The organism is Massilia haematophila (assembly GCF_042647645.1).
Classification (GTDB): Bacteria; Pseudomonadota; Gammaproteobacteria; order Burkholderiales; family Burkholderiaceae_D; genus Telluria; species Telluria haematophila.
The window spans coordinates 742,429-768,233 of the sequence record NZ_JBHRVV010000001.1 but is presented as its reverse complement, the minus strand read 5'-3'; the positions used below and the strand labels follow the sequence as shown (position 1 = coordinate 768,233).

The following is a 25,805-nucleotide window of genomic DNA, read 5'->3' as shown; positions in this document are numbered from 1 at the left end:
CTCGCCTGCGCTGGGCTGGCGGCGGCATTTTGGCGCTATTCTACCGTACCCTAGACCGTATCGGACGCGGCATCGGCCCCGATGACAGGGTCGAGACTGCGCCACAGGTACCAGGTGGCCACCGTGCGCCAGGGCTCCCAGTTCGCCGCGACTTCGCGCGCATCGCTGCGCGACACCGGCTCGCCGGAGAAATAGTTCTGGCTGATGCCCTGGATCAGGCCGGCGTCGTCCAGGGGCAGGACGTTCGGCCGGAGCAAATTAAATATCAGAAACATCTCCGCTGTCCAGCGGCTGATGCCGCGGATCCGGACCAATTCGGCGATCACCGCCTCGTCGTCCATCTGCGACCACAGGTTGGCGTGCACGCGCTTGGCCTTGAAATGGTCGGCCAGGTCGAGGATGTATTCGGTCTTGCGCTTGGACAGGCCGCAGGCGCCGAGCTGCTCGGCGCCGAGCTTGATGATCTGGCTTGGCGTCATCTTCGGGCAGGCCTGGCCGAGCTTGGTCCAGGCAGCGTCGGCGGCTTTCGGCGTGACCTGCTGGCCGACGATCGAGCGCGCCAGCGTGGTGAAGGGATCGGGATGGCCCTTCAGGTGCATGTCCCCGAACTGCGGGATGAGACGCTTCATGATGCGGTCGCGCCGCATCAGTTCCGCTTTTGCCTCCGCCCAGTACGCCGGAACCTCGAGTTCCGGCGTGTCCAGGCCGACCTTGTCCTGTTCTGCTGCCATTATGCGCGACGCCAGTTCGTCGTCCCGTCCGGCTTGTCTTCGAGGATGATCCCGGCAGCAGTCAGTTCGGTGCGGATGCGGTCGGCATCCGCGAAATTGCGCGCCTTCTTGGCGGCGGCGCGCTCGGCGATCAGGCCGGCGATGCGGGCCTCGTCCAGGCCGCCCTCGCCCGCCTCGCTGCCGACGCCGCCGCGCAGGTAGTCCTGCGGCGCGCGCTGCAGCAGGCCCAGCACGCCGGCCAGGGCCTTCAGCTGGCGCGCGGTCGCGATCGATTTCGTGCGGTTCGCTTCGCTTGCCAGGTCGAACAGCTCGGCCACGGCCAGCGGCGTGTTGAAGTCGTCGTCCATCGCTTCGCGCAAGCGCACGGCGTGTTCCTCGTTCCAGTCGACTTCCGGGCTTGCATCGCCCAGGTCGAAATCCGCCAGCGCCGTGTACAGGCGCGTCAGCGCGCCCTTGGCGTCGTCGATGTGCACGTCCGAGTAGTTCAGCGGGCTGCGGTAGTGGGCGCGCAGGATGAAGAAGCGCACCACCTCGGCGTCGTATTTCTTGAGCACGTCGCGGATCGTGAAGAAGTTGCCGAGCGACTTGGACATCTTCTCGTTGTCGACGCGCACGAAACCGTTGTGGATCCAGTAGTTCACCATCGGACCGCCGAAGGCGCCTTCGCTCTGGGCGATCTCGTTCTCGTGGTGCGGGAACTGCAGGTCCTGGCCGCCGCCGTGGATATCGAAGCGCTCGCCGAGCGTGGCGCAGGACATGGCCGAGCACTCGATGTGCCAGCCCGGACGACCGCGGCCCCACTTCGAATCCCACTTGGCTTCGGCCGGTTCGGATTCCTTGGCGGCCTTCCAGAGTACGAAGTCGAGCGGATCGCGCTTGCCGGTATTGACGTCGACGCGCTCGCCGGCGCGCAGGTCGTCGAGCGACTTGCCGGAGAGCTTGCCGTAGCCGTCGAAGCCGCGCACCGCGTAGTTGACGTCGCCGTCCTCGCTCTTGTACGCCAGCCCCTTTTCTTCGAGCTTCTCGATGATCGAGAGCATCTGCGGCACGTATTCGGTGGCGCGCGGGACGACGTTCGGCGGCAGGATGCCAAGCGCCTGCGTGTCTTCGTCCATGTAGTGGGTGAAGCGCGTGACCAGCGAAGACAGCGTTTCGCCGTTCTCGACCGCGCGCTTGATGATCTTGTCGTCGATGTCCGTGATGTTGCGCACGTACTTGACGTCGTAACCGGAAGCCATGAGCCAGCGATAGATGACGTCGAACGCCATCATCATGCGCGCGTGCCCGACGTGGCAGTAGTCGTAGACGGTCATGCCGCAGACGTACATGCCGACCTTGCCGGCCTCCATCGGAACGAATACCTGTTTTTCGCGCGCCAGCGTGTTATAGATCTTTAATTGGCTCATTGGTGGTGGTGATTCGAGAGGGGACGGGACACCCGAGCAATGCAAATGCCGGGCACGGCTGCCAAGGAGGCGCGCGCCGGGAGATGGTGCTTTGCGTCGAGACCGTCAGGGCCCTCGTTGTTGTTCTTCTTGATAGAATGGGACGTTCTGCGCAAAGTATAGCATTGATAAAATCCCGACTGGCCGCCTACGGCTCAGGTTTATTTTTCTGTAAAAGACTTGACACGGCATTGCGCCACGTCCACCGAGGAGAAGCCTTGAAGACCCCATTCGCACGATTTGCCACCCCGCTGATGGCGCGCGCCGCTGCCGCCAGCCTGGCCTTGTTGATCTCGGGCGCAGCGTTGGCTGCGGACAATCCCCAGGTCGCGCTGAAGACCACCATGGGCGAGATCGTCATCGAACTCGACCAGGAGAAGGCGCCGAAGAGCACCGCCAATTTCCTGCAATATGTAAAATCCGGCTTCTACAAAGGCACGGTCTTTCACCGCGTCATCAGCGATTTCATGATCCAGGCCGGCGGCTATACCGAGAAACTGGTCGACAAGCCGGGCGTCAGGAAACCGATTCCGCTCGAATCCCAGAACGGCCTGTCGAACAAGCCCTACACGGTGGCGATGGCGCGCACCGCCAATCCGAACTCGGCGACTTCGCAGTTCTTCATCAACACCAACGACAATGCCGGCCTCGACTACCCGGGCGAAGACGGCCACGGCTACACCGTGTTCGGGCGCGTGGTGAAGGGCTTCGAGACGGTCGACAAGATCAAGAACGTGGTCGTCGACGACGTGCGCGGCATGCAGAACGTACCGGTGGTGCCGGTCGTGATCCAGAACGCGACCCTCCTCTCTGGCGATAAGCTTGTAAAATAACGGTTGCACGTTTCGCATCCCGCACGTACTCAAACACGTATTCAAACAAAAAGGACATCACATGACCTCCGTAATCATGACCACCAACAAGGGCAACATCACCGTCGAACTGGACGCCGACAAGGCGCCGAAGACCGTTGCCAACTTCCTGGACTACGTGAACAAGGGTCACTTCACCAACACGATCTTCCACCGCGTCATCAAGGACTTCATGATCCAGGGCGGCGGTTTCGAGCCGGGCATGAAGCAGAAAGCCACCGACGCCACCGTCGAGAACGAAGCCAAGAACGGCCTGAAGAACGACAAGTACACCATCGCCATGGCCCGCACCTCGGCGCCGCACTCGGCATCGGCCCAGTTCTTCATCAACACCAAGAACAACGACTTCCTGAACTACCCGGGCCAGGACGGCTGGGGCTATGCCGTGTTCGGCAAGGTCACCTCGGGCATGGACATCGTCGACGCGATCAACGGCGTGGCCACCTCGCGCTCGGGCATGCACTCGGACGTGCCGGTCGAGCCGGTCATCATCGAAAAAGTCGAAGTCGCCCAGTAATCCGGCGAATCAGTCAATAGAAAGGCGCGCGGGATCACCTACCACAGCACTACGATGGCCACTCCCGCGCGCACGCTCGCGCTTTTCATTTCCGACCTGCACCTGCAGGAATCCCACCCGCGCACCGCCGAGGCCTTCTTCCGCTTCCTGGAAGAACACGCCACGCACACGCGCGCGCTTTACCTGCTCGGCGACATCTTCGAATACTGGGCCGGCGACGACGACCTCGGCACGCCCTTCCATGCCCGCGTCACGAGCGCCCTGCGCCTGCTCGCGGACAGCGGCGTCGCCCTGTTCTGGATGGCCGGCAACCGCGACTTCCTGGTCGGGCAAGGCTTTGCCGATGCGGCCGGCCTGACTTTGCTGGCCGAACCCTACGTGACGGATATCGGCGGGCAACGCATCGCCCTCGTGCATGGCGACGCCGAATGCACGCTCGACACGAAATATATGGAGTTTCGCGCCATGGTGCGCAATCCCGCCTGGCAGCAGCAATTCCTGGCCATGCCGCTGGAAAAGCGCAAGGCCATCATCGCCGGCCTGCGCGAAGGCAGCCGCGAGGCCCACACCACCAAGTCCTACGCGATCATGGACGTCACGCCTGACGCGATCGAGGCGCTCTTCGATGCCACCGGCGCCGCGATCCTGATCCACGGCCACACCCACCGCCCCGCCCTGCACCGCCACGGCGAGCGCCTGCGCTACGTGCTGCCCGACTGGGAACTCGATGCCGCACCGCCGCGCGGCGGCTGGATCGCCATCGCCGAAGACGGCGCGATCCGGCGTTACGGGCTCGACGGCGTTATCGCGTAAGGATTCGATGAAAAAAGAGCGGGCAAGCCCGCTCTTGTCGTTTCCAGCTTCCACGCATCCGCATCCTGATCGTCAAACCTTGCCGGCGCGGCGCCGCATCACGATGCCGGCGCCCAGCATGGCGATGCCGAACAGGGCCAGCGAGCCCGGCTCCGGCACTTCCCCACCTTCGACCTCGTTCAGCTTGAACTGGCCATTGGTCGACAGGAAGAAATAGTCGCCCGGTGCGTTCTCGTAAGCAGTGCCGTCGCAGCCCGGACCAGTAAAGCCGGCATATTCGCAAGCGACTTCATCGACCAGGCGGCTGGTCGGCTCACCGACGGTGTTCGCGTTCGTAAAGGCGAATGCCAGCACCGCCGATCCCGACAGGTCTTCGCCGCCGTCGAGGAAGAAGTAGCCCGGCTCCAGCGCCCCTGCTTCAGCCCGGGCGAACACGCTCACCTGGCCGTTGGTGGTCGGGCTGCCGCTGGCATCGACCAAGCCGCCGCCGCCGGCCAACACGTCGAAGCTCGCAATCAGGTTGCCCAGGTTAGCCCCGTAGACGCCGTTCGTGCTGCCGTACTGGCCATCCGTCGGGTTCTGGTACATGCGGATCGTGCCGCCAGTGAAGGTAAAGGACCCGCTGAAGTTGCCGGTGCCGGTCGCTTCGAATACCGCGCTGATATTTCCGCCTGGGTAGGCAATGGGGAACAGGATGCCGTTCGAATCGGCCTGCGAAATGTTGAACACGGCATGCTCGGTGAACGTAAAGCTGGTGTCGCCGGTGGGGGTGAGGTTGATGAAGGCATTGCCGTTCACGTCCAGGTATTCGTTGATCACCTGCCCGCTTTCGTAACCATCGCCGGTCGGGTTGAATACCCAGTCGTTCAGGACCGGCGCCGCCTGGGCGGCGCCCATCGACATTGCCACAGCTGCAGCACAAGCCATTTTCTTCAGAAATTTCATGATGAAGATCCTCGTCAGTGATTAGGCGGCCATCCACACCGCATCGCACTGGAAGCAAGCGCCATACCCGCGTATTGACGCCCTTGCGAATCAAGGACTTAAGGCGGAGATTGTTAATTCCGGCATCGATAGTGTAAGAAATTCCGACCTGGACAGTAGAATTCTGCTCGCCGCGTGCCGAATGGCAGAGAAAACCCATCAATTTCTTCCCATTCCAGGAAAAATCGTTCCGCATTTGTGACTTCGTGCCGCGGCGAGAAGACGCTGCCTCCCGTCGTCCGACGGCGAAAGTGATATTGCGCTGCGCAATATTTCGTTAGTTTTCCGACTAGCAAAATCCTCTATTATGCGCGTTGGATCGTGGCCGGCGGGTCGTGCGGCCGGCGCAGCGGCGACAAGCGCCGCGCCCGCTCCGGAGCGCATTTTTTACCGTCCGGTCCCGCTTTTTTGCAGCTTGTCGCATTCCCCTGGTTGCCAGGAATGCTGGTGTCATACTTCACTACAACACCAACGCATTCATCAACAGGGAGCCAGACATGCAGGATCATGTGCCAGCGCCGGAACGACAGGGAGGCCGAGCATGAACATCGGCTGGAACGACAATGCACCGATTTACCGCCAGCTCAAGGACCGGGTGATCGGCATGATGCTCGACGGTGTATTGAAGGCAGGTGATCCCCTTCCTTCGGTACGACAAGTAGCTTCCGAATATCAGCTGAACCCGATCACCGTCTCCAAGGCCTACCAGGAGCTGGTCGACGAAAACCTAGTAGAAAAAAGAAGGGGAATTGGCATGTATGTCACTGAAGGAGCAAGCGAGAAGCTGCTTGCGAGCGAACGCGAACGCTTCCTGAGCGAGGAATGGCCGGCGATGGTGGAGCGCATCCGCCTGCTGGGCCTGAACGTCGAGCAATTGCTGCGCACCGCAGAGCCGGGAGGTGCGGCATGAGCGCCGTGATCTCGGCCCGCGGCCTGACCAAGCGCTACGGCAAGCAGACGGCGATCGACGGCATCGACTTCGACATCCCGGCCGGCCGCATCGTCGGCCTGATCGGTCCCAACGGCTCCGGCAAGACCACTACCCTCAAAGCCGCGCTGGGCCTGATCCCGTTCGAGGGCCAGCTCACCGTCATGGGCTTCGATCCGCGCACCCAGCGCGACGCCCTGATGCAGGACGTCTGCTTCATCGCCGACGTCGCGATCCTGCCGCGCTGGCTGCGGGTGCGCGACGCGGTCGACTTCGTGGCCGGCATCCACCCGCGCTTCGACCGCGCCCGCGCCGAACGCTACATCGCCAACACCAAGCTGAAACCGGCGATGAAGGTGAAGGAAATGTCGAAAGGCATGATCGCCCAGCTGCACCTGGCGCTGGTGATGGCGATCGACGCCCGTCTTCTCGTGCTGGACGAGCCGACGCTGGGCCTGGACATCATCTACCGCAAGCAGTTCTACCAGAACCTGCTGGAAGACTACTTCGACGAAAACAAGACCATCGTCATCACCACCCACCAGGTCGAGGAAGTCGAGCACATCCTGACCGACCTGATGTTCATCCGCGACGGCAAGATCGTGCTGGCCGCCTCGATGGACGAAGTCGGCGAGCGCTACATCGAAGTGATGGTCCCGGCCGACAAGGTCAATGCCGCCAACGCGCTGCAGCCGATCGACCAGCGCACCGTGTTCGGGAAGTCGGTGATGCTGTTCGACGGCGTTTCGCGCGCCCAGCTGTCCGCCCTCGGCGAAACGCGCAACCCGAGCGTCGCCGACCTGTTCGTGGCAACCATGAAAGGAACCTACGCATGAATACGATGAAATGGCTGCTGCGCCGCGAGTTCTGGGAGCACAAGGGCGGCTTCGTCTGGGCGCCGCTGATCGCGGCCGCGCTGATGGTGGTGCTGGTGGGCGGCATGATCGGCTACGGCATCTCGACCGGCAAGCTCGACGGCGACAGCGTCACCATCACGATCGGCGGCGAGGAAGTGCACCGCGCCGGCAGCGCGAAGATCGCCAGCCTGGCCGACCGCCATACCCGCAACCAGATCGCCGACGTCGCCGCCAACAACTACATCGCGACCGGCGCGCCGATCTTCATCGTGCTGCCCGTCGTCGCCTTCTTCTACTGCCTGGGCGCGCTCTACGACGACCGGCGCGACCGCAGCATCCTGTTCTGGAAGTCGCTACCGATCTCCGACGCCACGACCGTGCTGTCGAAGCTGGTGACCGCGCTGGTGCTGGCGCCGGCGATCACGGTCGTCATCGCCAGCGCCGCCGCCTTCCTGATCCTGATGCTGGGCGGCGTGGCCGCCAGCCACCAGGGCCTGAACCTGTTCGGCCCGGTGCTCAGCAACGTCAACCTGTACCTGTCGCCGGTCTACCTGCTGGCCATGATCCCGGTCTACATCCTGTGGGCGCTGCCCTGCGCCGGCTGGCTGCTGCTGGTGTCGAGCTGGGCGAAATCGAAGGTCTTCCTGTGGGCCGTCGGCCTGCCGCTGATCGCCGCCGTCCTGCTGAAGTGGATGGACTACCTGCTGGCCCTGTACGGCACGACCATCAACGCCGACTGGATCATCAACAACGTGCTCGAAACCCTGCTGCTCGGCCTGGTGCCCGGCGCCTGGTTCATGGACGGCGGCACCTCCCTGCCGTTTCGCGACCAGCACGGCGTCGACATGCTGTCGGTGCTGAGCGCCTCCTGGGGCAGCCTGGCGCGGCCGGAACTGTGGGTCGGCGCCGCGGCCGGCGTCGCGATGATCGTCGCCGCCATCCGTCTGCGCCGCTGGCGCGACGAGGGCTGAGCATGCGCCGCGCACCGCTGCTCGTCCTCACCCTCGCCTGCGCTCTCGGCTCCCTGCTCCTGTGCGGCAGCGCCGCCGCGGTGCCGGGCGTCGACGAGCCCGACACCATCCAGGTGAACGGCATCCGCAAGCCCGAAGTCCACAAGTACAAGGCCATCGTCGCCGGCCTGGACAGCTTCGACAAGCACCATGCGCTGGCGCCGGACGTGCCCGAACTCCGGTTCCGGATCAGGGCGCTGCGCGGGGCCGAGATGCCGGACCAGGCGCGCGTGCGCATCGAGGGCGAGGACGGCTTCGTGCTGCCGCTCGCGCTCGACGCCGCCAACCGCTTCACGGTGCCGCGCAGCGAAGCGGCACTCGACGCCGACGGCGAACTGGCGCTGAACCAGAAGCGCAAGTTCTACCGGGTCGAGCCGGACGTACGCACCCCGGGGCTGCCGGCGAACGTGCGGCGCCTGGGTGACCTGCGGCTCGAATGCCGGGTGATGGTGGCCATTGCCAAGGAAGAGATTTCACTGCTCTGGGTCGTGGCGATCAACGGCATCCTGCGCACCCGCGACTGGTGCGCCTTCACGCTCGAGGAGCGGCCGAAATGGGGCTTCGACGCCGGCGCGCCGCTCCTCGCGGCGACGCTGCGCGAAGGCGAACGCCGCCAGGCGCTGGACACCGGGAAGACCAGCTTCGACGTGGTGCTCAGCGACGCCTCCTGGAGCGACGACGCGTTGGTCGAGCTGGAATTCGGCGCGCCGCCGGCAGTCGCAGCCGCGTCGCCGCCCCCTGCCGCGGCGCCCTGAGCCTGACCGTTCCGGCTGCCCGACGTGCCGACGGTCGTGCCGACCTCAATACGCCAGGCCGACAAGCCGGGATTCTTCCTCGAGACGCCGCAGGCGCTGGCGATCAAGCGCGACCTGCATGCGGACGTCGTGCGCGGGTTCAGCGCGGGCACGCAGGTGGTGACGACCAGGAGCGGTCACAACATCCAGCTCGAGGAGCCGAAACTGGTGATCGAAGCCGTACGCAAGGTGATCGCAGAGGCGGACGCGAAGGCGGCGCAGGCCAGCCGCTGAGGCGGCAAAGGCTGGCAAGAAAAACGCCCAAGGACGCACCTGGAACGGCACGGCCTCGGGCGCTGCCTGAGTCGGCTGTCGCCGCTTACTGGAACTGCTCGCGGAAGGCTTCGAACTGCGCCTTCAGCTCGGCGACCTCGGCGCGCAGCGCGGCCACTTCGCCTTCCAGTTGGCCGATGCGGCTCGATGGCGCAGGCGCGGCCGTGGCGCCGAAGGCGGAGTCCTCGCGCGCCACCGAGATCTCGCCGCCGAGCAGCTGGCCGTACCGCGGCTCCTTGGTGCCGGGCGCGCGCTCGAGACGGGCGACGATCGGCGGGTATTTATCGATCAGGAACTGCAGCACGGCCTCGACCTCGGCCACGCTCCTGAACTCGTGCAGGCGCCCGGTACGGGTGCGGATCTCGCCGGCGGTCTGCAGGCCGCGCAGCATCAGCACGGTCAGCACGGCCACCTTGTCCTGCTCGAGCGTCCACTTGATGCGCATGCGGTGTTCGTACTTGGTGACGCGCGCGCCGGCCTGGGTGATGCCGTTCACCAGGCGCCGTTCGATCAGGCGCTGCAGGGTGTCGTGGACGGTGTCGTCGGACAGCTGCATCACCGGATCGCGGCTGGACAATTGGTTGCAGCCGGTGACGATCGCATTCAGCGACATCGGGTAGTTATCGGGGGTGAGCGCTTCTTTCTCGGCGAGCACCGCGAGCACGCGGATTTCGAAGGGATCCAATACGGGATCCAACACGGAGTCCGCTCCGTCCTTCACTTCATCAGTCATGGGTTTCCTCAGTCGACCAGCCGGTTCAGTTCGGCCGAGTCGAGTTTATCACCCTCGCGCACGTTCGGACAGGCAATGCCGGCCGCCTTGATGGTCGCGGTCAGGCATTCGATCTGCTCGTCCTGGCGCGCCACGTGGTCGATCAGGCCGCGCAGGGCCTTCGAGAGCGGGTCGTCGCCGTTCGGCGTGACGCCATAGGCGGCGAACATGCGGGCGCTCCTCGACTGCTCTTCCTTGCGCATGATGTGGGCCGGATTGCCGACCGCGGTGGCGCCGGCCGGGACCGGCTTGACCACGACCGCGTTCGAGCCGATCTTGGCGAACTCGCCGACCGTGAACGCGCCCAGCACCTGGGCGCCGGCGCCGACGATCACGCCGCGCTCGAGCGTCGGGTGGCGCTTGGTGCCGGCCACCAGCGTGGTGCCGCCCAAGGTCACGCCCTGGTAGATGGTGCAGTCGTCGCCGACCACGGCGGTTTCGCCGATCACCACGCCGAAGCCGTGGTCGATGAACACCCGGCGGCCGATGGTGGCGCCCGGATGGATCTCGATGCCGGTGAATATGCGCGCGATGTGGGAGATGAAGCGGCCGAGCCACTTCAGGTTCATGCGCCAGCAGCCATGCGCCCAGCGGTGGAGGACGATGGCATGCAGGCCGGGATAGCACGTGAGCACTTCCCAGCCGTTACGGGCGGCCGGGTCGCGTTCGATGATGCTCTTGATATCTTCGCGCAACGAGGAAAACATAAAGTCAGTACAGGAGGAATGCAGAGGCAAATGGTAGCTTATACGGCCACTTGTTGCTTGGGAGGGGGTCAGTTTGGGCCGGTGCGATTGCCGTCGAGGGGCGAATGCGAACGTGGGTGGGGCTGTTGCCTGCCACGCTCATGGTAGGTCGAATCCGCGTGGGCACGGGTGCCCACCCTACGGATGAAGCCGCGGGAGCCGTCGGCTGATGCAGGAAAACGCAAGGTGGGCGGGATTATCCGCCCACGTGTTTCAGCCGATCAGAGCGACACGCCGCGCTGGCGGCGCGCTTCGTACAGGCAGACGCCGGAGGCGACCGAGACGTTCAGGCTCTCGACCGAGCCGAACATGGGGATGGATACCAGCAGGTCGCAGGTCTCGCGGGTCAGGCGGCGCATGCCCTCGCCTTCCGAACCCATCACCAGCGCGGTCGGGCCGGTGAAGTCGGCTTCGTACAGGCCCTTGTCGGCGTCGTCCGAGGTGCCGATCAGCCAGATGCCGCGTTCCTTCAGCTCGCGCATGGTGCGCGCCAGGTTCGTCACCGTGATGTAGGGGACGGTCTCGGCCGCGCCGCTGGCGACCTTGGCGGCGGTGGCGTTCAGGCCGACCGCGCGGTCCTTCGGCACGATGACCGCGTGTGCGCCGACGCCGTCGGCCACGCGCAGGCAGGCGCCCAGGTTGTGCGGGTCGGTGATGCCGTCGAGGATCAGCAGCAGCGGCGGGCCTTCGATGGCATCGAGCAGCTCGTCGAGGTTGCGCGCCAGCGCCAGCTGGCTGGCGAAGGCGATCACGCCCTGGTGACGGCGGGTGCCGACGATCTTGTCGAGACGGGCGGCGTCGACCGGCATGACGCGCACGCCGGCGTCCTTGGCGCTGGCGATCAGCGCCTTCATGCGGGCGTCGTTGCGCTCGGCGTCGACGAAGATCTCTTCCACCGATTGGGCCTCGTGGCGCAGCCGCGAGGTCACCGCGTGGAAACCGAAAATCATTTTATTCTTCATTCTTTACTTCTTTTCCTGGAACTCGTTTTGGATGTGGTGCTGTCGGCCTTGACGGCCGGCTTCTTCCTGGCGCTGCTCTTGGCGGCAACGCTCTCTGGTTCTGCCACGGCGGCCGTTTTCGCAGCGCGCGTGCGCTTCGGTTTGGCCGGCGTGTCGACTGCGGCGGCGATCGCCTCTGCGGGTTCTGGTGCGGTCACGGCTGCCGGCTCGGCGGCCTTGCTGCGGCGTACGCGCTTGGCGGCGACCGGTGCGGCCTCGACCTTGGCCTCGACGGCGGCCTCGGCCTGCGGTGCCTGCGACGGCGTCTCCGGCACGGGCTTGGCTGCCTTGGCTGCCTTGGCTGCACGGGTGCGCTTCGGCGCCGGCGCCGCTGGCGCTTGCGCCGGCTGCGCTGCGGGCGCGGCGGCCGCTTCAGGCGCCGCTTCGCGCACCGCTTCGGGCTGCGCCTCGGGCGCCTCGGCAACGGCTACCTTGCGCTTGCGACTTGGCTTGGCTGGCTTGGCTGGCGCAGCAGCCTCGTCGACGATGTCCTGGTCGGGCTGAGGCTGTCGCTGGACTGGTGCCCCTTCCGATGCTTGCGGCAGTGCCGGCGCTTGCGGCGCCTCTACCACCTGGACCGCGTCGACCGCGTCGACTTCCAGCGCCTGGACGCCTTGGTCGCCCTGGCCATTCGCGGCCTGGCGGGCCAGCTCGGCCGCAGCCTTCCTGCGCGCGCTGCGCGAACGCTTGGACTTGCCGCCGCCTTCGGCACTCACGGTGCCGGCTTCGTTGTCGCGCGCCTGGTTGTCGCGCGCTTCCGTGCGGCCGCCATTGGCCTGCTGGCGCGCGAGTTCCGCCGCTTCCTTGCGGGCGCGGCGCGAACGTTTCGACTTGCCCGCGGGCTTGGCTTCCGGAGCGGGAGCGAACTCGGCGCGCGCTGCGCCGCCGTTCGCCGCTGCCGGCCTGTCGCCGCGCTCCTGCCTGCCCTTGCCCTTGCCTTCGTTGCCGCGCGCCGGCTGGCGCGCTTGGGCCGGCGCCTGCTCGGGCGCCTCGCCCAGGCGCGACTCGTCGGCCAGCACCAGGTCGATCTTGCGCGACTCGAGGTCGACCTTGGCCACCTGCACGACCACGCGGTCGGTCAGGCCGAAGCTCTTGCCGGTGCGCTCGCCGCGCAGCTGGTGGCGCGCTTCGTCGTACTGGAAGTAATCCTGGCCCAGTTCCGTGACGTGGACCAGGCCCTCGACGAAGAGCTCATCGAGCTGCACGAAGATGCCGAAGGTGGTCACGCCGGCCACGGTACCAGTAAAGGCTTCGCCCAGCTTGTCCTGCATGTAGAAGCACTTGAGCCAGGCTTCGACGTCGCGCGAGGCTTCGTCGGCGCGGCGCTCGTTGGCCGAGCAGTGCACGCCGAGGGCGTCCCAGATCGTCAGGTCTTTTTCAATCTTCGCCTTGCCTTCCGCCTTGTCCTTGGCGGCCTGCTTGCGCGCGGCGTTCGAGACCGTCGTGTTCAGCTTCGACAGGTCGATGCCCTTCGGCTCGTAGCGCTTGCCCTGCAGGATGGCCTTGATGGCGCGGTGCGTCAGCAGGTCGGGATAGCGGCGGATCGGGCTGGTGAAGTGGGCATAGGCCTCGTAGGCCAGGCCGAAGTGGCCGACGTTGTCCGGGCTGTAGACCGCCTGCTGCATCGAGCGCAGCAGCATGGTCTGCAGCAGGGCCGCGTCCGGACGCTCCTTGATCTCGCGCATCAGCGCGGCATAGTCCGAGGCGGTCGGCTTGGTGCCGCCGCCCAGGTTCAGGCCGGTCTGCTTGAGGAAGGTGCGCAGCTGGTTCAGCTTTTCCTCGGTCGGCACGGCGTGGATGCGGAAGGTGCCGGGGTGCTTGTGACGGATCAGCAGGTCGGCGGCGCACACGTTCGCGGCCAGCATGCATTCCTCGATCAGGCGGTGCGCGTCGTTGCGGGTGCGCGGGATGATCTTCTCGATCTTGCCCATCGCATTGCAGACGATGTAGGTCTCGGTGGTCTCGAAGTCGATCGCGCCGCGTTCCTGGCGCGCGCCGAGCAGCGCATGGAATACCGCGTTCAGGTTCAGCAGGTGCGGCACGATGGCCGGACGGCGCGCGGCTTCCTCGCCCTGCGGATCGGCCAGCACTTCGGCCACCTGGTTGTAGGTCAGGCGCGCGGCCGAGTGCATCACGGCCGGGTAGAACTGGTAGGCGGTGACCTCGCCCTTGCTGGTGACGACCATGTCGCACACCAGGCACAGGCGGTCGACGGCCGGGTTCAGCGAGCACAGCCCGTTCGAGAGCTTCTCGGGCAGCATCGGGATCACGCGGCGCGGGAAATACACCGAGGTGCTGCGCTCGATGGCGTCGCCATCCAGGCCGTCGTTCGGTTTTACGTAATGGCTGACGTCGGCGATCGCGACCAGCAGGCGGAAGCCCTTGGTGCGGCCGATCTTTACCGGTTCGCAATACACGGCGTCGTCGAAGTCGCGGGCGTCTTCGCCGTCGATCGTCACCAGCGGCACGTCGCGCAGGTCGACGCGGTTGGACAGGTCGGCATCGACCACTTCGTTCGGCAGCTTGTTGGCCTGCTTGAGCGCGGCGGCGGAGAACACGTGCGGCACGCCGAACTTGCGCACCGCGATCTCGATTTCCATGCCCGGATCGTCCAGTTCGCCGAGCACTTCGACGATGCGGCCGGTCGGCTGCTGGAAGCGCGCAGGCTGCTCGATCAGCTCGACGCTGACGACCTGCCCCGCACGCGCCTTGCCTGGCGAGCCGGCGACCAGGATGTCCTGGCTGATGCGCTGGTCCTCGGGCGAGACGATCCAGACGCCGCCTTCGTTGAGCAGGCGGCCGATGACGTGGGTATTGGCGCGCTCGACGACTTCGACGATCATGCCTTCCGGACGGCCGCGGCGATCGGTGCCGACGATTTTCGCCTGCACGCGGTCGCCATGCAGCACCTTCTGCATTTCCTTATCGTTCAGGAACAGGTCGGGGCCGGGCTCTTCGGGAATCACGAAGCCGAAGCCGTCGCGGTGCGCGCTGATGCGGCCGGCGATGAAGCCGGACTGGTCGGCCAGGGCGTAGACGCCGTCGCGATCGGCGCGGATCTGGCCGTCGCGTTCCATGGCGTTCAGGCGGCGGCCCAGGACTTCCTGGGCGGCGGGCTTCACCTTCAGTGCTCGTGCGAGGGCGGCTGCGTCGAGCGGCGTACCGGCGTCGCGAAAGACGCCGAGGATTTCCTCGCGGCTAGGAATGGTATGAGTTGGTTGCTTCAAATCGTTTTCTTGAATTCTTCTATATAGATGCCGGACCGGCCGGCACCGTGGTTGGATTGACACCTTGACAGGCGTAGTGTAACGGAGGACCACGGAATTCGCCTAACGAAGCGTGCTCGATGAAACGCGGTCCGGCGGACGGAGGGCGGGGCGAAAAAGGCGCGATTGCGGTCCCTGCAGAGGGTTTTTGACTTTTGCCATCCTTCCGCTATAATCTCGGCTCTTTCGCAACGACAGCATGTGAAGCGAAGGAAAAAGAAGCACGGTATGAGGCAGTTTGGTAGCGAGAACAACGAAAGTTGATCTAGCGAAAAACGACAAAGCCTGATATTGTATCAGCTTCAGCAGCAAACGCAGTAACAGTGCCCACGTGGCGGAATTGGTAGACGCGCATGGTTCAGGTCCATGTGCCGCGAGGTGTGGGGGTTCGAGTCCCTCCGTGGGCACCACTCTACCGGAAGTGTAATCCGCAGTAGCAAGCAGTACCGTTGATCGTAGGGTGGGTTCTCGAACCCACGCGTAAAGCAAGATCAGCGTTGGCAGTAAGAGCAGTATCAGTGCCCACGTGGCGGAATTGGTAGACGCGCATGGTTCAGGTCCATGTGCCGCGAGGTGTGGGGGTTCGAGTCCCTCCGTGGGCACCACTCTACCGGAAATGTAATCCGTAGTAGCAAGCAGTACCGTTGATCGTAGGGTGGGTTCTCGAACCCACGCGTAAAGCAAGATCAGCGTTGGCAGTAAGAGCAGCATCAGTGCCCACGTGGCGGAATTGGTAGACGCGCATGGTTCAGGTCCATGTGCCGCGAGGTGTGGGGGTTCGAGTCCCTCCGTGGGCACCACTCTACCGGAAGTGTGATCCGCAGTAGCAAGCAGTACCATTGATGTAGGGTGGGTTCTCGAACCCACGCGTAAAGCAAGATCAGTGTTGGCAGTAAAAAGCAGTATCAGCAGTGCCCACGTGGCGGAATTGGTAGACGCGCATGGTTCAGGTCCATGTGCCGCGAGGTGTGGGGGTTCGAGTCCCTCCGTGGGCACCAACAGTTTTCTGGCGACAGCCGGCGCAAAACGCCGCAATCCTTGAACAAGGTTTGCGGCGTTTTGCGTTGTCGGGCGCCTTTTTATTGCGCGGCCAGGTCGTCGAGGATCGGGCAGTCCGAGCGGCTGTCGCCATGGCAGGACGCGGCCAGCCGTTCCAGGGTGCGCCGCATCGCTTCCATTTCCGCGATCTTGCGGTTCAGTTCTTCGATATGCGCGCGCGCGAGCGCCCGCACGTCGGCGCTGGCACGCCCCTTGTCCTGCCACAGCGCCAGCAATTCGCGGATCTGGTCGAGCGAAAAACCGAGCGCGCGGGCGCGGTGGATGAACTGCAGCACCTGCACGTCCTGTTGCCCATAGACGCGGTAGCCCGCGCCGGTGCGCCGCGCCGCGCCAATCAGGCCAATCGATTCGTAATGGCGGATCATCTTGGCCGACACGCCCGATGCGCTGGCGGCTTCGCCGATATTCATCGCGGTCGCTTCAAAAGCGGAGCTGTCCATGCTGTCCTTTCGTTGATTCAGCCGCAAGGATACACCTTCCCATCATGGGAAGCACAAGCCGGAAACGCTTGACTGGAAACCTGGACCGGTTATGCTCGGGCTGCCATGAAGATTTCCATCGCCCGCCTTTCCACCTGCGTCTGCGGCGCAGTGCTGGCCGCCCTCGCCGCCGGCGCCATCGCCAAGCCCGCGCCCTGGTACCAGTGGCGCAGCAAGGCCGACGGACAGCTGGCCTGTTCGCAGACACCGCTCGGCCCCGGCTGGGAGCGCGCCACCGGCCCCTATCAGGACGCACGTTGCGAAAAGCCTATCGTTGCTAAATAATAGGCCGGGTAGTTCGGCAGGTCGTCCGTCGTTTTCCACAACACCGAGGAGACATTGATGTTCACGAGTCCGGAGCAGTTCGCAAACGCCACCAAAACCCTGTTTGACCTGCAAATGCAGACTTTCGAGGCGCTCACCAGCAAGACGGTCAAGGGCCTGGAACAAGTCGTCGCCCTGAACATGGCAACCGCCCGCAACACGATGGACCAGACGCTCGCCGCCAGCCGCGACCTCACCCAGGCGCGCGACGCCCGCGCCGCCTTCGACGCCCTGTCGGCGCGGATGACCCCGGGCGCCTCCGACAGCGCCGAGTACCGCGCCCAGCTGAAGACCATCATCGAGGACATGCAGAGCGAATTCCGGCGCGCCGCCGACGTGCACGTCGCCGAAGCGAAAAGCACGCTGTCGGCGCTGATCTACGACGTCACCCAGAACGTCAAGCCGGGTTCGGAAAACGCGGTCGAGATCATCAAGGCCGCCATCGACAATGCCTTCAAGGGCTACGAACAGGTGACCCAGGCGACACGCCAGGCGGTGCAGACCGTCGAGGCCCAGATTGCAAAGGCATCTTCGCTCGTCAATCCGGGCATGGACAAGGCGGCACCGGCAGCCGGCAAGCAGGCCGAGTAAAAGGAAACAAGCGACAACAGGAAACAAGCGACAACAGGGCGGCCCCATCGACCGCCCTGTAATATTCTTTCACCGAGACGCTCTCGGTGAAAGAATATTTCATCCCTCCTTTTGCCCTTCCCGCTCGATCCCCAGCAGTTCGTCCACGTGGGCCAGCGCGCCCGCGTCCTTGAGCACCGTTTTGAGCCACACGTGCAATGGCTGCTCGCCCCAGCTCGCCGCCTTGTCGGCCAGGTAGGCAACCGGACTATGCGGCTCGGTGCGGCGGAAGAACTCGGCCACCGCGCGCAGCTGGGCCAGGGCCTGGGCCCGCGTCTGCAGCGGGCCGGAGGGCAGTGCCGGCAGGGTCGCGTGGGCGTCCGGCGCCGCCGTCAACGTCGTACCGGCGTGCTGCTCCGCCGCCGGCGCAACGGCCACCGCCGCGCCGCCGCCCGCCGCCGGCGTCGCGAAGTGCACCAGGTTCTGCAGCGCCGATCGCGCGTTGCCGAAGCTCGGCCCATCCGCGCCGAGGCGCGCATCGACCGCCTGTTCCAGCGCGACGAGAACGTCCAGGCAGTACGTGCCGTCGGCCACCAGGGCCGCGTAGAAGGCCTTCGAGGTGCGCTTGCGCGCGGCTTCGATGTCGGCGATGGCGTCCGCGCCATGCGTGCGCGCCGTTTCGATGTCGCGCATCGAGAAGGCCGCGCCTTCGGTGACCGGACACTCGGCGGCCAGCTGCGGCACGCGCGCCGCGATCCAGCTCAGGTTGCCGATGCGCCGCTCGAACCCGTCTTCGTCGGGCAGCGGATACAGCCCGTCCCAGTAGCGTTCGCACAGCGCGGCAATCAGTTCCAGCGCCTCGCCCAAGCCGCGCAGCCCGGCCGTTTTCGCATTCGCCTCGGCCAGCCAGACCGCCAGCTGCAGGTCCTTGCTGCGCGTCTCGATCAGGGCCGCGCAACGCTTGGCGACGAACTTCCAGTCCGCCTCCTTCAAGGTGGTAACCCAGGCGCCCTGCTCCAGCGACGGGTCGTCGGCCTTCCTCGCCTGGGCGATGGCGTCGAGCTCGGGCGAGAACGCCATGTCCTCGCCGCAGGGCGCCGCCTCGCTGATCGGCTTCAACAGTTGTTCGAGCGTGCTCATGACGCCTCCTTATGCCGGCTCGATCGCGTACCTGAAGCGGCCGGCCTTGGTCGCGCCGACCTTGATGCGCGCGATGGCGCCGCCCTCGGCCATGCGCGCCAGCACGGTGTCGGCGATCTCGGGCAGCAGCGTGCCGTTCAGGATGGTGTCGACGTTGCGCGCGCCGGAGTCGACCTCGGTGCAGCGCGACAGCACCGCGTTCACCAGGGCGTCGTCGTACTCGAAGCTGGCCTGGTGGTTGTCGCGCACGCGCTTGGCGATCCGGTTCAGCTTGAGCCGGATGATATTCGCCAGCACCTCGTCGTTGATCGGGTAGAACGGCACCACCGCCAGCCGCCCCAGGAAGGCCGGCTTGAACTGCTTCATCAGCTGCGGGCGGATCAGCTCGGCCAGCTGGTCGGGTTTCGGCAGCTCGGCCCCGCTCTTGTTCAGGCAGGCCTGCATCATCGTGCTCGACGCCGTGTTCGAGGTCAGGATGATGATCGTGTTGCGAAAGTCGATCTGGCGTCCTTCGGCGTCGTCCAGCACACCCTTGTCGAACACCTGGAAGAAGAGTTCCAGCACGTCCGGATGCGCCTTCTCGACCTCGTCCAGCAGCACCACGCTGTAGGGATTGCGCCGCACCGCCTCGGTCAGCACGCCGCCTTCGCCGTAGCCGACGTAGCCCGGGGGCGAGCCCTTCAGGCCGGACACGCTGTGCGCTTCCTGGTATTCGCTCATGTTGATCGTCACCAGCTTGCGCTCGCCGCCGTACAGCAGGTCGGCCAGGGCCAGCGCGGTCTCGGTCTTGCCCACGCCCGAGGTGCCGACGAACAGGAACACGCCCTTCGGCTTGTTCGGATCGTCCAGGTTGGCGCGCGCGGTGCGCACGCGCTGCGCGACCACGGCCGTCGCATGCGCCTGGCCGAGGATGCGCTCGTCCAGCAGCGACTGCAGCTGCAGCACGGTCTTGATCTCGTCCTTGACCATGCGCCCCAGCGGAATGCCGGTCCAGCTGGCGACGATGGCGGCCACCGTGTGGCCGTCGACCTGCACCGGTACCAGCGGCGCCTCGCCCTGCAGCGTGCGCAGTTCTTCCAGCAACGCGCGCATCGGTGCGCTGTCGCCCCTGCCCGCCTCCAGTTCGGCGCGCAGCGCCGCGATCTCGGCGGTCAGCGCATGCTCCTTCTGCCAGCGCGCCTGCAGGCGATCCTGCTCGGCCACCTGCACGGCGCGTTCGTCGCGCAACTGCGCCAGTGTCGCGCCATGATCCATGCCGGCGCTCTGTTCGCGCGCCAGCGCCGCGGCCCGGGCGTCGAGCTGCTCGATGGCGCGGGTGCAGGTTTCCAGCAACGCCGGCGTGGCGCTCTGCCCCAGCGCCACCTTGGCGCAGGCGGTATCGAGCACGCTGATCGCCTTGTCCGGCAGCTGGCGGCCGCTGATGTAGCGATGCGACAGCCGCACCGCCTCGGTGATGGCTTCGTCGTAGACCCGCACCCCGAAGTGCTTTTCCATCAGCGGCGCCATCGCGCGCAGCATGGCGCAGGCGGTTTCCTCGTCGGGTTCCTCGACCTTGATCACCTGGAAGCGCCGCGCCAGCGCCGCGTCCTTCTCGAAGTATTTCTTGTACTCGCCCCAGGTGGTGGCGGCGATGGTGCGCAGCTCGCCGCGCGCCAGCGCGGGTTTGAGCAGGTTGGCGGCGTCGTTCTGGCCGGCCGTGCCGCCGGCGCCGATCATCGTGTGGGCTTCGTCGATGAAGAGGATGATCGCGTGCGGGCTTTTCTTCACCTCGTCGATCACGTTCTTCAGGCGATTCTCGAATTCGCCCTTGACGCTGGCGCCGGCCTGCAGCAGGCCCATGTCCAGCGTGTGGATCTCGACCCCGCGCAGCACCTCGGGCACGTCGCCTTGCGCGATGCGCAGCGCCAGGCCTTCGACCACGGCGGTCTTGCCGACGCCGGCCTCGCCGGTCAGGATCGGGTTGTTCTGGCGGCGCCGCATCAGGATGTCGATGGCCTGGCGGATCTCGGGGTCGCGCCCGATCACCGGGTCGACCTTGCCCTGGCGCGCGCGCTCGGTCAGGCAGGTGGTGAACTGGTCCAGCGCCGGCGTCCTGCCGTCCGCCTTGGCTTCGAGTTCGCCGACCGGGTCGCCCGTCCCCTGCGCCGGTGCGGCCGCTGCCGCGACGGCTTCCTTCGAACCGCGCGTAAGCCGGTCGAAGTCGTGCTTCAGGCGCTCCAGCGGGAACTCGGCGAACAGACGCGAGCCACGCTGGGCCAGCTGGGCCAGGCCCGGTTCGGTGAGCAGCGCCAGCAGCAGGTGGCCGCTGCGGATCATGTTCGGCTGGCCGTTGCCGAGCGAGGCGATCAGCCAGGCATGTTCGAACAGCAGCGGCAGGTGCTTCGAGAACACCGGCGTGCGCGCGCTGCCGGTGGCGAAGCGCGCGACTTCGCGCCGCAAGTCGTCCTCCAGGGCGGACAGACTGATGTCGCAGGCGCGCGCGGCCACGACGACGTCGCAGTCCGGCTGCTCCAGCAGGGCCAGGAACACGTGCTCGATGTCGACTTCGTATTGGCCCAGCCCGACGCAGATGTTGGCGGCGCGCGTGGCCGCCATGCGCGAGGCGTCGTTCAGTTTGCCGATCAGGGTCTTGAGGTTGATGTCCATTCGTGTCGCATCCTTTGTGTCGGTAGATGGCGCTAGCGCTTGCCGTCCGGCCCGCGCGGGCGCGCCGCGTGCCCCACCGCGTAGTGCAGCGACGAGGGCTGGAGCACGGCGCTGAAGTTGACCGTGTCGCCGCTGTCGAACAGGGCCAGGCGCGCGTTGATGACGAAATCGAGCCGGTTGACGCTGCCGGGCACCGGCACCAGGGTGGCGCTGACGTCCTTCAGGCGCGGTTCGTGGGTTTCGATGGCGGTCTTGATGCTGGCGCAGATCGCGGCGCGGTCTTCCGCGCTGCTCAGGCAGAAGGCGGCAAAGTCGGCCAGGCCGTAGTTGAGGATCGATGCGCGTGCCTGCGGGTGGTCGTCGAAGATCCCCGGCGCCAGCGCGATGCGCGTATTGAGCAGCGCTTCGAGGTCGCGCGCCACCAGGTCCTTGATCTGCTCGATCGTCAGGCGCGGGTTGGCGGCGCCCACTTCCCGGCGCTCGTCCATCAGGCGGTCGAGCACCCCGGGTATGAAGCCGTTCATGGGTCGGTCCTGGAAGGAGAGTCGTGCTACGTAAGGCGGACCATGCGACAGCGCCGCACGGTCCGCCGGTTCTTCTACGATGGGGCTTGCGTCGTCCTGGGCTTAGACGATCTTGTTGGCGGCCAGGTCCCAGCCGCCCGAGGTGTTGCCGCCGGCGCCGCCGGTCACCTTCTGCTGGGTGTACTTCCATTTGATCTTCGAGAATTTCAGGCCGACCTTTTCCTGGATGATCGCGCCTTCCTCGACCTTCGGCTTGATGGCGCCGATCAGGACGTTCTCCAGTTCGATCTCGAAGTACTTGATGCGCTCGCCCTGGCCGTCCGCGCGCATGAATTCCAGCTTGGCTTTCGGGATGGTCTTGCCGGCCGAGCAGGTCTGCAGCAGGACCGGCGAGGACAGGTCGGCCAGCTTGTCGATCACGACTTCCTCGTGCTCGCAGCGCTCGGCGGTGTGGCCGCCGCCGGTCGACGCGGTGGCCGAGCGGGGTTGCTTCACGCCCCAGGTGACGGAGGTGCACTCGATCCAGTCCTTGTGCTTGTCGTCCATCGATTCGCCCTTGATGCCGTCGATCTGCAGGTACACGTCAATTGCCATTTTTGTTTACTCCAGTTTTCAGGTTAATGGTGGATCAGCTTTTGGTCGACTGCGGCAACTCCGCGACCAGTCGGAGCGAAACGGACAATTCATCGAGCTGGAAGTGCGGGCGCAGGAAGGACACCGCGCGGTAGCAACCCGGGCGGCCCGGCACTTCGGACACCTGCACGCTCGCCTCGCGCAGCGGGAACTGGGCCTTCTGTTCCTGGCTGGCGTTGTCGTCGAGGAGCACGTACTGGGTCAGCCAGCGGTTCAGGTAATCCTCGACGTTGGATGCGGCGGCGAAGCTGCCGATCTTGTCGCGCATCATGGCCTTCATGTAGTGGGCGATGCGCGAGACCGCGAAGATGTACTGCAGCTGCGAGGACAGCATGGCGTTGGCGTTGGCCGCCTCGTTGTTGTACTTTTTCGCCTTCTGCGCCGACTGGGCGCCGAAGAAGGCGGCGTACGAGGTGTTCTTGCAATGGACCAGGGAGATGAAGCCCAGGTCCGACAGTTCCTTTTCGCGGCGGTCGGTGATCGCGACCTCGGTCGGGCACTTCAGCGCCACCTCGCCTTCGTCGGTCTTGAAGGTGTGGGTCGGCAGGTTCTCGACCAGGCCGCCGCCTTCCACGCCACGGATCGCCGCGCACCAGCCATAGTCCTCGAAGGCGCGCGTCAGCTTCGATGCGAAGGCGTAGGCGGCGTTACACCACAGGTACTTGTTGTGGTCGGTGCCGTCCACGTCCTCGACGTAGTTGAAGCCTTCGGTGGTCTGGCCGTCGACCGGGTTGAACGGCAGGCGCCCGAGGAAGCGCGGCAGGGTCAGGCCGACGTAGCGCGCGTCTTCCGATTCGCGGAACGCCTTCCACTTCGCGTATTCGACGGTGTCGAAGACTTTCGCCAGGTCGCGCGGCTTGCCGAGGTCGCCGAAGCTGTCGATGCCGAACAGTTCCGGCGCGCTTGACGTGATGAAAGGCGCGTGGCTGGCGGCGGCCACGTGCGACATCTGCTCGAGGAAGTACATGTCCTCGGGCTGGCGGCTCATCTCGAAGTCGCCGATCAGGGCGCCGTAGGGCGCGCCGCCGAAGGTGCCGAATTCCTCTTCATAGATCTTCTTGAAGAGCGAGCTCTGGTCGAATTCGAGCGCGCCCTGGAAGTCTTTTACCAGCTCGCGCTTGCTGGCGTTGAGCATGCGGATCTGCAGGCCGGCGCCGGTCGACGAATTCTTGACCAGGTATTGCAGGCCGGTCCAGCTGCGCTCGAGCTTCTGGAACTCGGGCGCGTGCATGATGGCCGAGAGCTGGGTCGAGATCATGCGGTCCAGTTCCGCCAGGCGCGCGTCGATCATCGCCGACAGGTTGTTCGAGACCACCATCGTGCCCGACATCACCTGGGTCACCAGTTCCGAGATCAGGTCGCGTGCGCGCTCGTGTTCGCTGCTCGAGGTGGCCACGCGGCTTTGCTCGACGATCTGGTCGAGCAGGGACGTGTCCAGTTCCACTGCCTGCGCCGGTTTGGCTGCCTGTTCGAGGATCGCCGCCATTTATTTGTCCTCCGTCTTGCGCAGGCTGTCGAGTTTTTCGGTATTGCCAAGGACTTCGCTGAGGATGTCGTCGAGCTTGTCGTTGCCGGCCAGCTTGTTGCGCAGGTCGGCCAGCTTGGTGCGCGCGTCCAGCAGGCCCTTGAGCGGCGCGACCTGCTGCACCACGGCCTCGGGCCGGAAGTCGGCCATCTCGCGGAACTGCAGCTGCACGCCGAACTGCCCGCCCTCTTCCGTCAGGTGGTTCTCGACGCGGAACTGGGTGGCGGGGGCGATCCCGCCCAGCACCTCGTCGAAGTTGGAGGCGTCGACATTGACGAACTTGCGGTCCTTGATGCGCTTCTTCTCGGCGTTCGGGTCGGCGCCGAAATCGCCGATCACGCCGACCACGAAGGGCAGCTCCTTGTTTTCGATGGCGTCGCCGATCTCGACGTCGTAGGTCATCTGCACGCGCGGCGCACGCACTTTCTGCAGGCGTTTCTGCACGCTTTCACTTTTTGCCATGTCGACTCCAGGGTGGGGAAGACGGACCGGCGCGTGCCGGTCCACGGGGATTTACTTGAGGTCGCCGAACGGGTCGCTGGAGGATACGGTGTTCTTGGCGGGTGGCTGCTGTGCCGTCGAGGCCGACGACCGTGTCCTCGCTGGCGGCTTGGACTTGGTCGGCACCAGCGCGTCCTCGCCCAGGCTGCTCCGCAACAGCTTGGCCAGGCCCTGCGCTTCCGTCTTCACGTCGCCATCGAGCTTGTTCTTGCGCGTCAGGTCGTTCAGCGCCTTGCTCGTCACGCGCAGGCCGCTGACCGCGGCGATGCTGTGGGCCAGCGTGTCGTCGGGATCGCGTTCCAGCGCTTCCTGCGCATTGACGATCGCTTCGCCGTAATCCTTGGCATCAAAGCGCATCTGCGCCATGCGCACCCAAGGGGTCTTGTCGGTCGGGAAGGCCTGGGCCGCACCCTTGAGCAAGGTGTAGGCCTTGTCGGCCTGGCCGGCGGCAACGGCCGCGTCGGCGTCGGCCATGGTGGTGGCAACGGATGCCACCTTCGCCGCGGCGCCGGCCCCTCCGCCGGTGGTGCCGCAGGCCGCGAGCAGTGCGGCGCAGGCGACGGCCGGTATCAGACGTTTCAACATCATCTCGGTCTCCAGTGCGTTAAACCAGACGCCATTATTCGGGAAGCGTTCCGAGAAGAATTGCGCACAGTCAACAACAGCGCGTATCTGCCCGGATTGGCGATCTGGCGCATGACGCGTGCAGAGCTTGCGCAGGCTCAGCCAGCGAACACGGCAGTGCTGTTAAATGAGCGTTGGCGTAATTTACGAAAGGCAAGAATCCGATGAAAGCCCTTCCCTGCCTGAGCGTTCTTGTCGTGGCCGCGGCGCTGGCCGGATGCGGGAGCGGCCTGCAGGCCATCGCCGGCAAGGCGCCCGAGCTGCCGGAATCGCAAAAGCCGCCGCGCGCCGTGCCGGTCCGCCTGCATGCCGCGACCAAGCTCAACGCCGACGCCCAGGGCCGGCCGCTGGCCCTGGTGGCGCGCGTCTACAAGCTGCGCCAGAACGCAGCCTTCGAAGCGGCGCCTTATTCCGCCTTCCTCAACCCGGCCGCGGAAAAGGAAGCCTTCGGCGCCGACGTGGTGGAGGTCAAGGACGTGACCCTGGTGCCGGGCCAGCGCTACGAGTCGCTCGAGAAGGTGGCGCGCGAGGCCGGCTTCGTGGGCATCGTCGCGCTCTTTCACTCGCCGGCGCCGCAGCGCTGGCGCCTGACGTTTGCCGCGGCCGAGGCCGAAAAGGCCGGGCTGACGGTCGGCTTGCACGCCTGCGCGCTGTCGGCCGGACTGGGCGCGAAACCGACAACGCCGGAAGTCAAGATGCTCGGCTCTGCGCGCTGTCAATAAGCCGGTACGGCTTTCGATCAAGCTCAACATTTTCCGAGAACAATTTCCG

25 protein-coding genes, 4 tRNA genes and 1 pseudogene are annotated in these 25,805 nt (G+C 65.5%); 15 read left to right on the top strand and 15 right to left on the bottom strand.

All coding sequences use genetic code 11. The features are described from left to right. Nucleotides 1-50 precede the first annotated feature (50 nt). Both ACFOPH_RS03560 and cysS read right to left on the bottom strand, forming a co-directional pair. Nucleotides 51-731, bottom strand: coding sequence for a DNA-3-methyladenine glycosylase family protein (locus ACFOPH_RS03560; protein WP_312550534.1), 681 nt, complete (start codon nucleotides 729-731; stop codon nucleotides 51-53). Next, nucleotides 731-2,137 (bottom strand): cysteine--tRNA ligase, encoded by a 1,407-nt coding sequence (gene cysS / locus ACFOPH_RS03555; RefSeq protein WP_312550535.1) that lies wholly within the window; start codon nucleotides 2,135-2,137, stop codon nucleotides 731-733. The genes ACFOPH_RS03560 and cysS overlap by 1 nt, the downstream gene beginning before the upstream one ends. Nucleotides 2,138-2,430: 293 nt before the next feature. On the opposite strand from cysS, the gene ACFOPH_RS03550 reads away from it, so the two are divergent. From ACFOPH_RS03550 to ACFOPH_RS03540, 3 genes are all read left to right on the top strand, one after another. After that, entirely contained in the window at nucleotides 2,431-3,009 is a 579-nt protein-coding gene (locus tag ACFOPH_RS03550) for a peptidylprolyl isomerase (RefSeq protein WP_312550547.1), read from the top strand. Nucleotides 3,010-3,070: 61 nt separating this feature from the next. Continuing rightward, nucleotides 3,071-3,565, top strand: coding sequence for a peptidylprolyl isomerase (locus ACFOPH_RS03545; protein ID WP_312550536.1), 495 nt, complete (start codon nucleotides 3,071-3,073; stop codon nucleotides 3,563-3,565). 54 nt (nucleotides 3,566-3,619) lie between these two features. Continuing rightward, nucleotides 3,620-4,378, top strand: a complete 759-nt coding sequence (locus tag ACFOPH_RS03540) for a UDP-2,3-diacylglucosamine diphosphatase (RefSeq protein WP_312550537.1) — start codon at nucleotides 3,620-3,622, stop codon at nucleotides 4,376-4,378. 72 nt (nucleotides 4,379-4,450) lie between these two features. Here the strand turns inward: ACFOPH_RS03540 and pepA are convergent, their stop codons facing one another. Continuing rightward, the gene (gene pepA, locus ACFOPH_RS03535) at nucleotides 4,451-5,323 is read right to left on the bottom strand and encodes a flocculation-associated PEP-CTERM protein PepA (RefSeq protein ID WP_312550538.1); all 873 of its coding nucleotides are present in this window, start codon (nucleotides 5,321-5,323) and stop codon (nucleotides 4,451-4,453) included. A 580-nt stretch (nucleotides 5,324-5,903) separates the two neighbouring features. Between pepA and ACFOPH_RS03530 the strand changes: the two genes are divergently transcribed. From ACFOPH_RS03530 to ACFOPH_RS03510, 5 genes are read left to right on the top strand one after another with little or no spacing between them, the layout of a single operon-like run. Next, nucleotides 5,904-6,272, top strand: coding sequence for a GntR family transcriptional regulator (locus ACFOPH_RS03530; RefSeq protein ID WP_312550539.1), 369 nt, complete (start codon nucleotides 5,904-5,906; stop codon nucleotides 6,270-6,272). Then, nucleotides 6,269-7,126 (top strand): ABC transporter ATP-binding protein, encoded by an 858-nt coding sequence (locus ACFOPH_RS03525; protein WP_379733561.1) that lies wholly within the window; start codon nucleotides 6,269-6,271, stop codon nucleotides 7,124-7,126. The genes ACFOPH_RS03530 and ACFOPH_RS03525 overlap by 4 nt, the downstream gene beginning before the upstream one ends. After that, a complete protein-coding gene (locus ACFOPH_RS03520) occupies nucleotides 7,123-8,118 on the top strand; it encodes a hypothetical protein (protein ID WP_379733559.1) in 996 nt (331 codons plus the stop codon). Before ACFOPH_RS03525 ends, ACFOPH_RS03520 begins: the two co-directional genes overlap by 4 nt. A 2-nt stretch (nucleotides 8,119-8,120) precedes the next feature. After that, nucleotides 8,121-8,912 (top strand): hypothetical protein, encoded by a 792-nt coding sequence (locus ACFOPH_RS03515; protein ID WP_379733558.1) that lies wholly within the window; start codon nucleotides 8,121-8,123, stop codon nucleotides 8,910-8,912. A 36-nt stretch (nucleotides 8,913-8,948) separates the two neighbouring features. Further along, nucleotides 8,949-9,185, top strand: a complete 237-nt coding sequence (locus ACFOPH_RS03510) for a hypothetical protein (RefSeq protein WP_379733557.1) — start codon at nucleotides 8,949-8,951, stop codon at nucleotides 9,183-9,185. Nucleotides 9,186-9,270: 85 nt separating this feature from the next. On the opposite strand, the gene ACFOPH_RS03505 is transcribed toward ACFOPH_RS03510, so the two are convergent. The 4 genes and pseudogenes from ACFOPH_RS03505 to rnr form a co-directional block, all read right to left on the bottom strand. Then, nucleotides 9,271-9,957 carry a YceH family protein gene (locus ACFOPH_RS03505; RefSeq protein ID WP_312550544.1) on the bottom strand — a complete coding sequence of 229 codons (687 nt, stop codon included), beginning with the start codon at nucleotides 9,955-9,957 and terminating at the stop codon, nucleotides 9,271-9,273. Between the two features lie 8 nt (nucleotides 9,958-9,965). Continuing rightward, complete coding sequence (cysE, locus tag ACFOPH_RS03500; protein WP_312550545.1) at nucleotides 9,966-10,703, bottom strand: serine O-acetyltransferase; 738 nt, start codon at nucleotides 10,701-10,703, stop codon at nucleotides 9,966-9,968. A 260-nt stretch (nucleotides 10,704-10,963) separates the two neighbouring features. Next, nucleotides 10,964-11,704 (bottom strand): 23S rRNA (guanosine(2251)-2'-O)-methyltransferase RlmB, encoded by a 741-nt coding sequence (gene rlmB, locus ACFOPH_RS03495; RefSeq protein WP_379733554.1) that lies wholly within the window; start codon nucleotides 11,702-11,704, stop codon nucleotides 10,964-10,966. A gap of 707 nt (nucleotides 11,705-12,411) precedes the next feature. Then, nucleotides 12,412-14,970: pseudogene (gene rnr, locus ACFOPH_RS03490) on the bottom strand (ribonuclease R); the annotation flags it as partial. A 364-nt stretch (nucleotides 14,971-15,334) separates the two neighbouring features. Between rnr and ACFOPH_RS03485 the strand changes: the two are divergent. The 4 genes from ACFOPH_RS03485 to ACFOPH_RS03470 all read left to right on the top strand — a co-directional run bounded on the left by ACFOPH_RS03485 (nucleotide 15,335) and on the right by ACFOPH_RS03470 (nucleotide 16,007). Beyond that, a tRNA-Leu gene (locus ACFOPH_RS03485) sits at nucleotides 15,335-15,419 on the top strand. Nucleotides 15,420-15,529: 110 nt separating this feature from the next. After that, nucleotides 15,530-15,614: transfer RNA gene (locus ACFOPH_RS03480), tRNA-Leu, on the top strand. A gap of 110 nt (nucleotides 15,615-15,724) precedes the next feature. Beyond that, a tRNA-Leu gene (locus ACFOPH_RS03475) sits at nucleotides 15,725-15,809 on the top strand. Between the two features lie 113 nt (nucleotides 15,810-15,922). Beyond that, nucleotides 15,923-16,007: transfer RNA gene (locus tag ACFOPH_RS03470), tRNA-Leu, on the top strand. Between the two features lie 81 nt (nucleotides 16,008-16,088). On the opposite strand, the gene cueR is transcribed toward ACFOPH_RS03470, so the two are convergent. Continuing rightward, nucleotides 16,089-16,478: a Cu(I)-responsive transcriptional regulator gene (cueR, locus tag ACFOPH_RS03465; protein WP_312553357.1), complete on the bottom strand. Its 390-nt coding sequence runs from the start codon at nucleotides 16,476-16,478 to the stop codon at nucleotides 16,089-16,091. Nucleotides 16,479-16,613: 135 nt separating this feature from the next. Between cueR and ACFOPH_RS03460 the strand changes: the two genes are divergently transcribed. Then, nucleotides 16,614-16,832, top strand: coding sequence for a hypothetical protein (locus tag ACFOPH_RS03460; protein WP_312553356.1), 219 nt, complete (start codon nucleotides 16,614-16,616; stop codon nucleotides 16,830-16,832). A 57-nt stretch (nucleotides 16,833-16,889) separates the two neighbouring features. Further along, the gene (gene phaP / locus ACFOPH_RS03455) at nucleotides 16,890-17,462 is read left to right on the top strand and encodes a TIGR01841 family phasin (protein ID WP_312553353.1); all 573 of its coding nucleotides are present in this window, start codon (nucleotides 16,890-16,892) and stop codon (nucleotides 17,460-17,462) included. A 99-nt stretch (nucleotides 17,463-17,561) separates the two neighbouring features. Here phaP and tssA read toward each other — a convergent pair whose 3' ends face one another. The 7 genes from tssA to ACFOPH_RS03420 all read right to left on the bottom strand — a co-directional run bounded on the left by tssA (nucleotide 17,562) and on the right by ACFOPH_RS03420 (nucleotide 24,998). After that, a complete protein-coding gene (gene tssA / locus ACFOPH_RS03450; protein WP_379733552.1) occupies nucleotides 17,562-18,581 on the bottom strand; it encodes a type VI secretion system protein TssA in 1,020 nt (339 codons plus the stop codon). A 9-nt stretch (nucleotides 18,582-18,590) separates the two neighbouring features. Then, nucleotides 18,591-21,227, bottom strand: coding sequence for a type VI secretion system ATPase TssH (gene tssH, locus ACFOPH_RS03445; protein ID WP_379733550.1), 2,637 nt, complete (start codon nucleotides 21,225-21,227; stop codon nucleotides 18,591-18,593). Nucleotides 21,228-21,259: 32 nt separating this feature from the next. Further along, entirely contained in the window at nucleotides 21,260-21,751 is a 492-nt protein-coding gene (gene tssE / locus ACFOPH_RS03440) for a type VI secretion system baseplate subunit TssE (RefSeq protein ID WP_379733548.1), read from the bottom strand. A gap of 102 nt (nucleotides 21,752-21,853) precedes the next feature. Beyond that, nucleotides 21,854-22,345, bottom strand: a complete 492-nt coding sequence (locus ACFOPH_RS03435; RefSeq protein WP_312548290.1) for an Hcp family type VI secretion system effector — start codon at nucleotides 22,343-22,345, stop codon at nucleotides 21,854-21,856. 34 nt (nucleotides 22,346-22,379) lie between these two features. Continuing rightward, the gene (tssC, locus tag ACFOPH_RS03430) at nucleotides 22,380-23,870 is read right to left on the bottom strand and encodes a type VI secretion system contractile sheath large subunit (RefSeq protein WP_312548289.1); all 1,491 of its coding nucleotides are present in this window, start codon (nucleotides 23,868-23,870) and stop codon (nucleotides 22,380-22,382) included. Then, nucleotides 23,871-24,371, bottom strand: coding sequence for a type VI secretion system contractile sheath small subunit (tssB, locus tag ACFOPH_RS03425; protein WP_312548288.1), 501 nt, complete (start codon nucleotides 24,369-24,371; stop codon nucleotides 23,871-23,873). It abuts the gene before it with no gap. Nucleotides 24,372-24,422: 51 nt separating this feature from the next. Continuing rightward, the gene (locus ACFOPH_RS03420; protein ID WP_312548287.1) at nucleotides 24,423-24,998 is read right to left on the bottom strand and encodes a tetratricopeptide repeat protein; all 576 of its coding nucleotides are present in this window, start codon (nucleotides 24,996-24,998) and stop codon (nucleotides 24,423-24,425) included. Nucleotides 24,999-25,198: 200 nt separating this feature from the next. Here ACFOPH_RS03420 and tssJ point away from each other — a divergent pair, with 200 nt between their 5' ends. Continuing rightward, nucleotides 25,199-25,756 (top strand): type VI secretion system lipoprotein TssJ, encoded by a 558-nt coding sequence (gene tssJ / locus ACFOPH_RS03415; RefSeq protein WP_312548286.1) that lies wholly within the window; start codon nucleotides 25,199-25,201, stop codon nucleotides 25,754-25,756. The last annotated feature ends 49 nt before the right edge of the window (nucleotides 25,757-25,805 follow it).

Coding starts and splice junctions, on each gene's coding strand:
- ACFOPH_RS03560 (WP_312550534.1), bottom strand. CDS start 731: ATGGCAGCAGAACAGGACAAGGTCGGCCTGGACACGCCGGAACTCGAG.
- cysS (WP_312550535.1), bottom strand. CDS start 2,137: ATGAGCCAATTAAAGATCTATAACACGCTGGCGCGCGAAAAACAGGTA.
- ACFOPH_RS03550 (WP_312550547.1), top strand. CDS start 2,431: ATGGCGCGCGCCGCTGCCGCCAGCCTGGCCTTGTTGATCTCGGGCGCA.
- ACFOPH_RS03545 (WP_312550536.1), top strand. CDS start 3,071: ATGACCTCCGTAATCATGACCACCAACAAGGGCAACATCACCGTCGAA.
- ACFOPH_RS03540 (WP_312550537.1), top strand. CDS start 3,620: ATGGCCACTCCCGCGCGCACGCTCGCGCTTTTCATTTCCGACCTGCAC.
- pepA (WP_312550538.1), bottom strand. CDS start 5,323: ATGAAATTTCTGAAGAAAATGGCTTGTGCTGCAGCTGTGGCAATGTCG.
- ACFOPH_RS03530 (WP_312550539.1), top strand. CDS start 5,904: ATGAACATCGGCTGGAACGACAATGCACCGATTTACCGCCAGCTCAAG.
- ACFOPH_RS03525 (WP_379733561.1), top strand. CDS start 6,269: ATGAGCGCCGTGATCTCGGCCCGCGGCCTGACCAAGCGCTACGGCAAG.
- ACFOPH_RS03520 (WP_379733559.1), top strand. CDS start 7,123: ATGAATACGATGAAATGGCTGCTGCGCCGCGAGTTCTGGGAGCACAAG.
- ACFOPH_RS03515 (WP_379733558.1), top strand. CDS start 8,121: ATGCGCCGCGCACCGCTGCTCGTCCTCACCCTCGCCTGCGCTCTCGGC.
- ACFOPH_RS03505 (WP_312550544.1), bottom strand. CDS start 9,957: ATGACTGATGAAGTGAAGGACGGAGCGGACTCCGTGTTGGATCCCGTA.
- cysE (WP_312550545.1), bottom strand. CDS start 10,703: ATGTTTTCCTCGTTGCGCGAAGATATCAAGAGCATCATCGAACGCGAC.
- rlmB (WP_379733554.1), bottom strand. CDS start 11,704: ATGAAGAATAAAATGATTTTCGGTTTCCACGCGGTGACCTCGCGGCTG.
- cueR (WP_312553357.1), bottom strand. CDS start 16,478: ATGAATATCGGCGAAGCCGCCAGCGCATCGGGCGTGTCGGCCAAGATG.
- ACFOPH_RS03460 (WP_312553356.1), top strand. CDS start 16,614: ATGAAGATTTCCATCGCCCGCCTTTCCACCTGCGTCTGCGGCGCAGTG.
- phaP (WP_312553353.1), top strand. CDS start 16,890: ATGTTCACGAGTCCGGAGCAGTTCGCAAACGCCACCAAAACCCTGTTT.
- tssA (WP_379733552.1), bottom strand. CDS start 18,581: ATGAGCACGCTCGAACAACTGTTGAAGCCGATCAGCGAGGCGGCGCCC.
- tssH (WP_379733550.1), bottom strand. CDS start 21,227: ATGGACATCAACCTCAAGACCCTGATCGGCAAACTGAACGACGCCTCG.
- tssE (WP_379733548.1), bottom strand. CDS start 21,751: ATGAACGGCTTCATACCCGGGGTGCTCGACCGCCTGATGGACGAGCGC.
- ACFOPH_RS03435 (WP_312548290.1), bottom strand. CDS start 22,345: ATGGCAATTGACGTGTACCTGCAGATCGACGGCATCAAGGGCGAATCG.
- tssC (WP_312548289.1), bottom strand. CDS start 23,870: ATGGCGGCGATCCTCGAACAGGCAGCCAAACCGGCGCAGGCAGTGGAA.
- tssB (WP_312548288.1), bottom strand. CDS start 24,371: ATGGCAAAAAGTGAAAGCGTGCAGAAACGCCTGCAGAAAGTGCGTGCG.
- ACFOPH_RS03420 (WP_312548287.1), bottom strand. CDS start 24,998: ATGATGTTGAAACGTCTGATACCGGCCGTCGCCTGCGCCGCACTGCTC.
- tssJ (WP_312548286.1), top strand. CDS start 25,199: ATGAAAGCCCTTCCCTGCCTGAGCGTTCTTGTCGTGGCCGCGGCGCTG.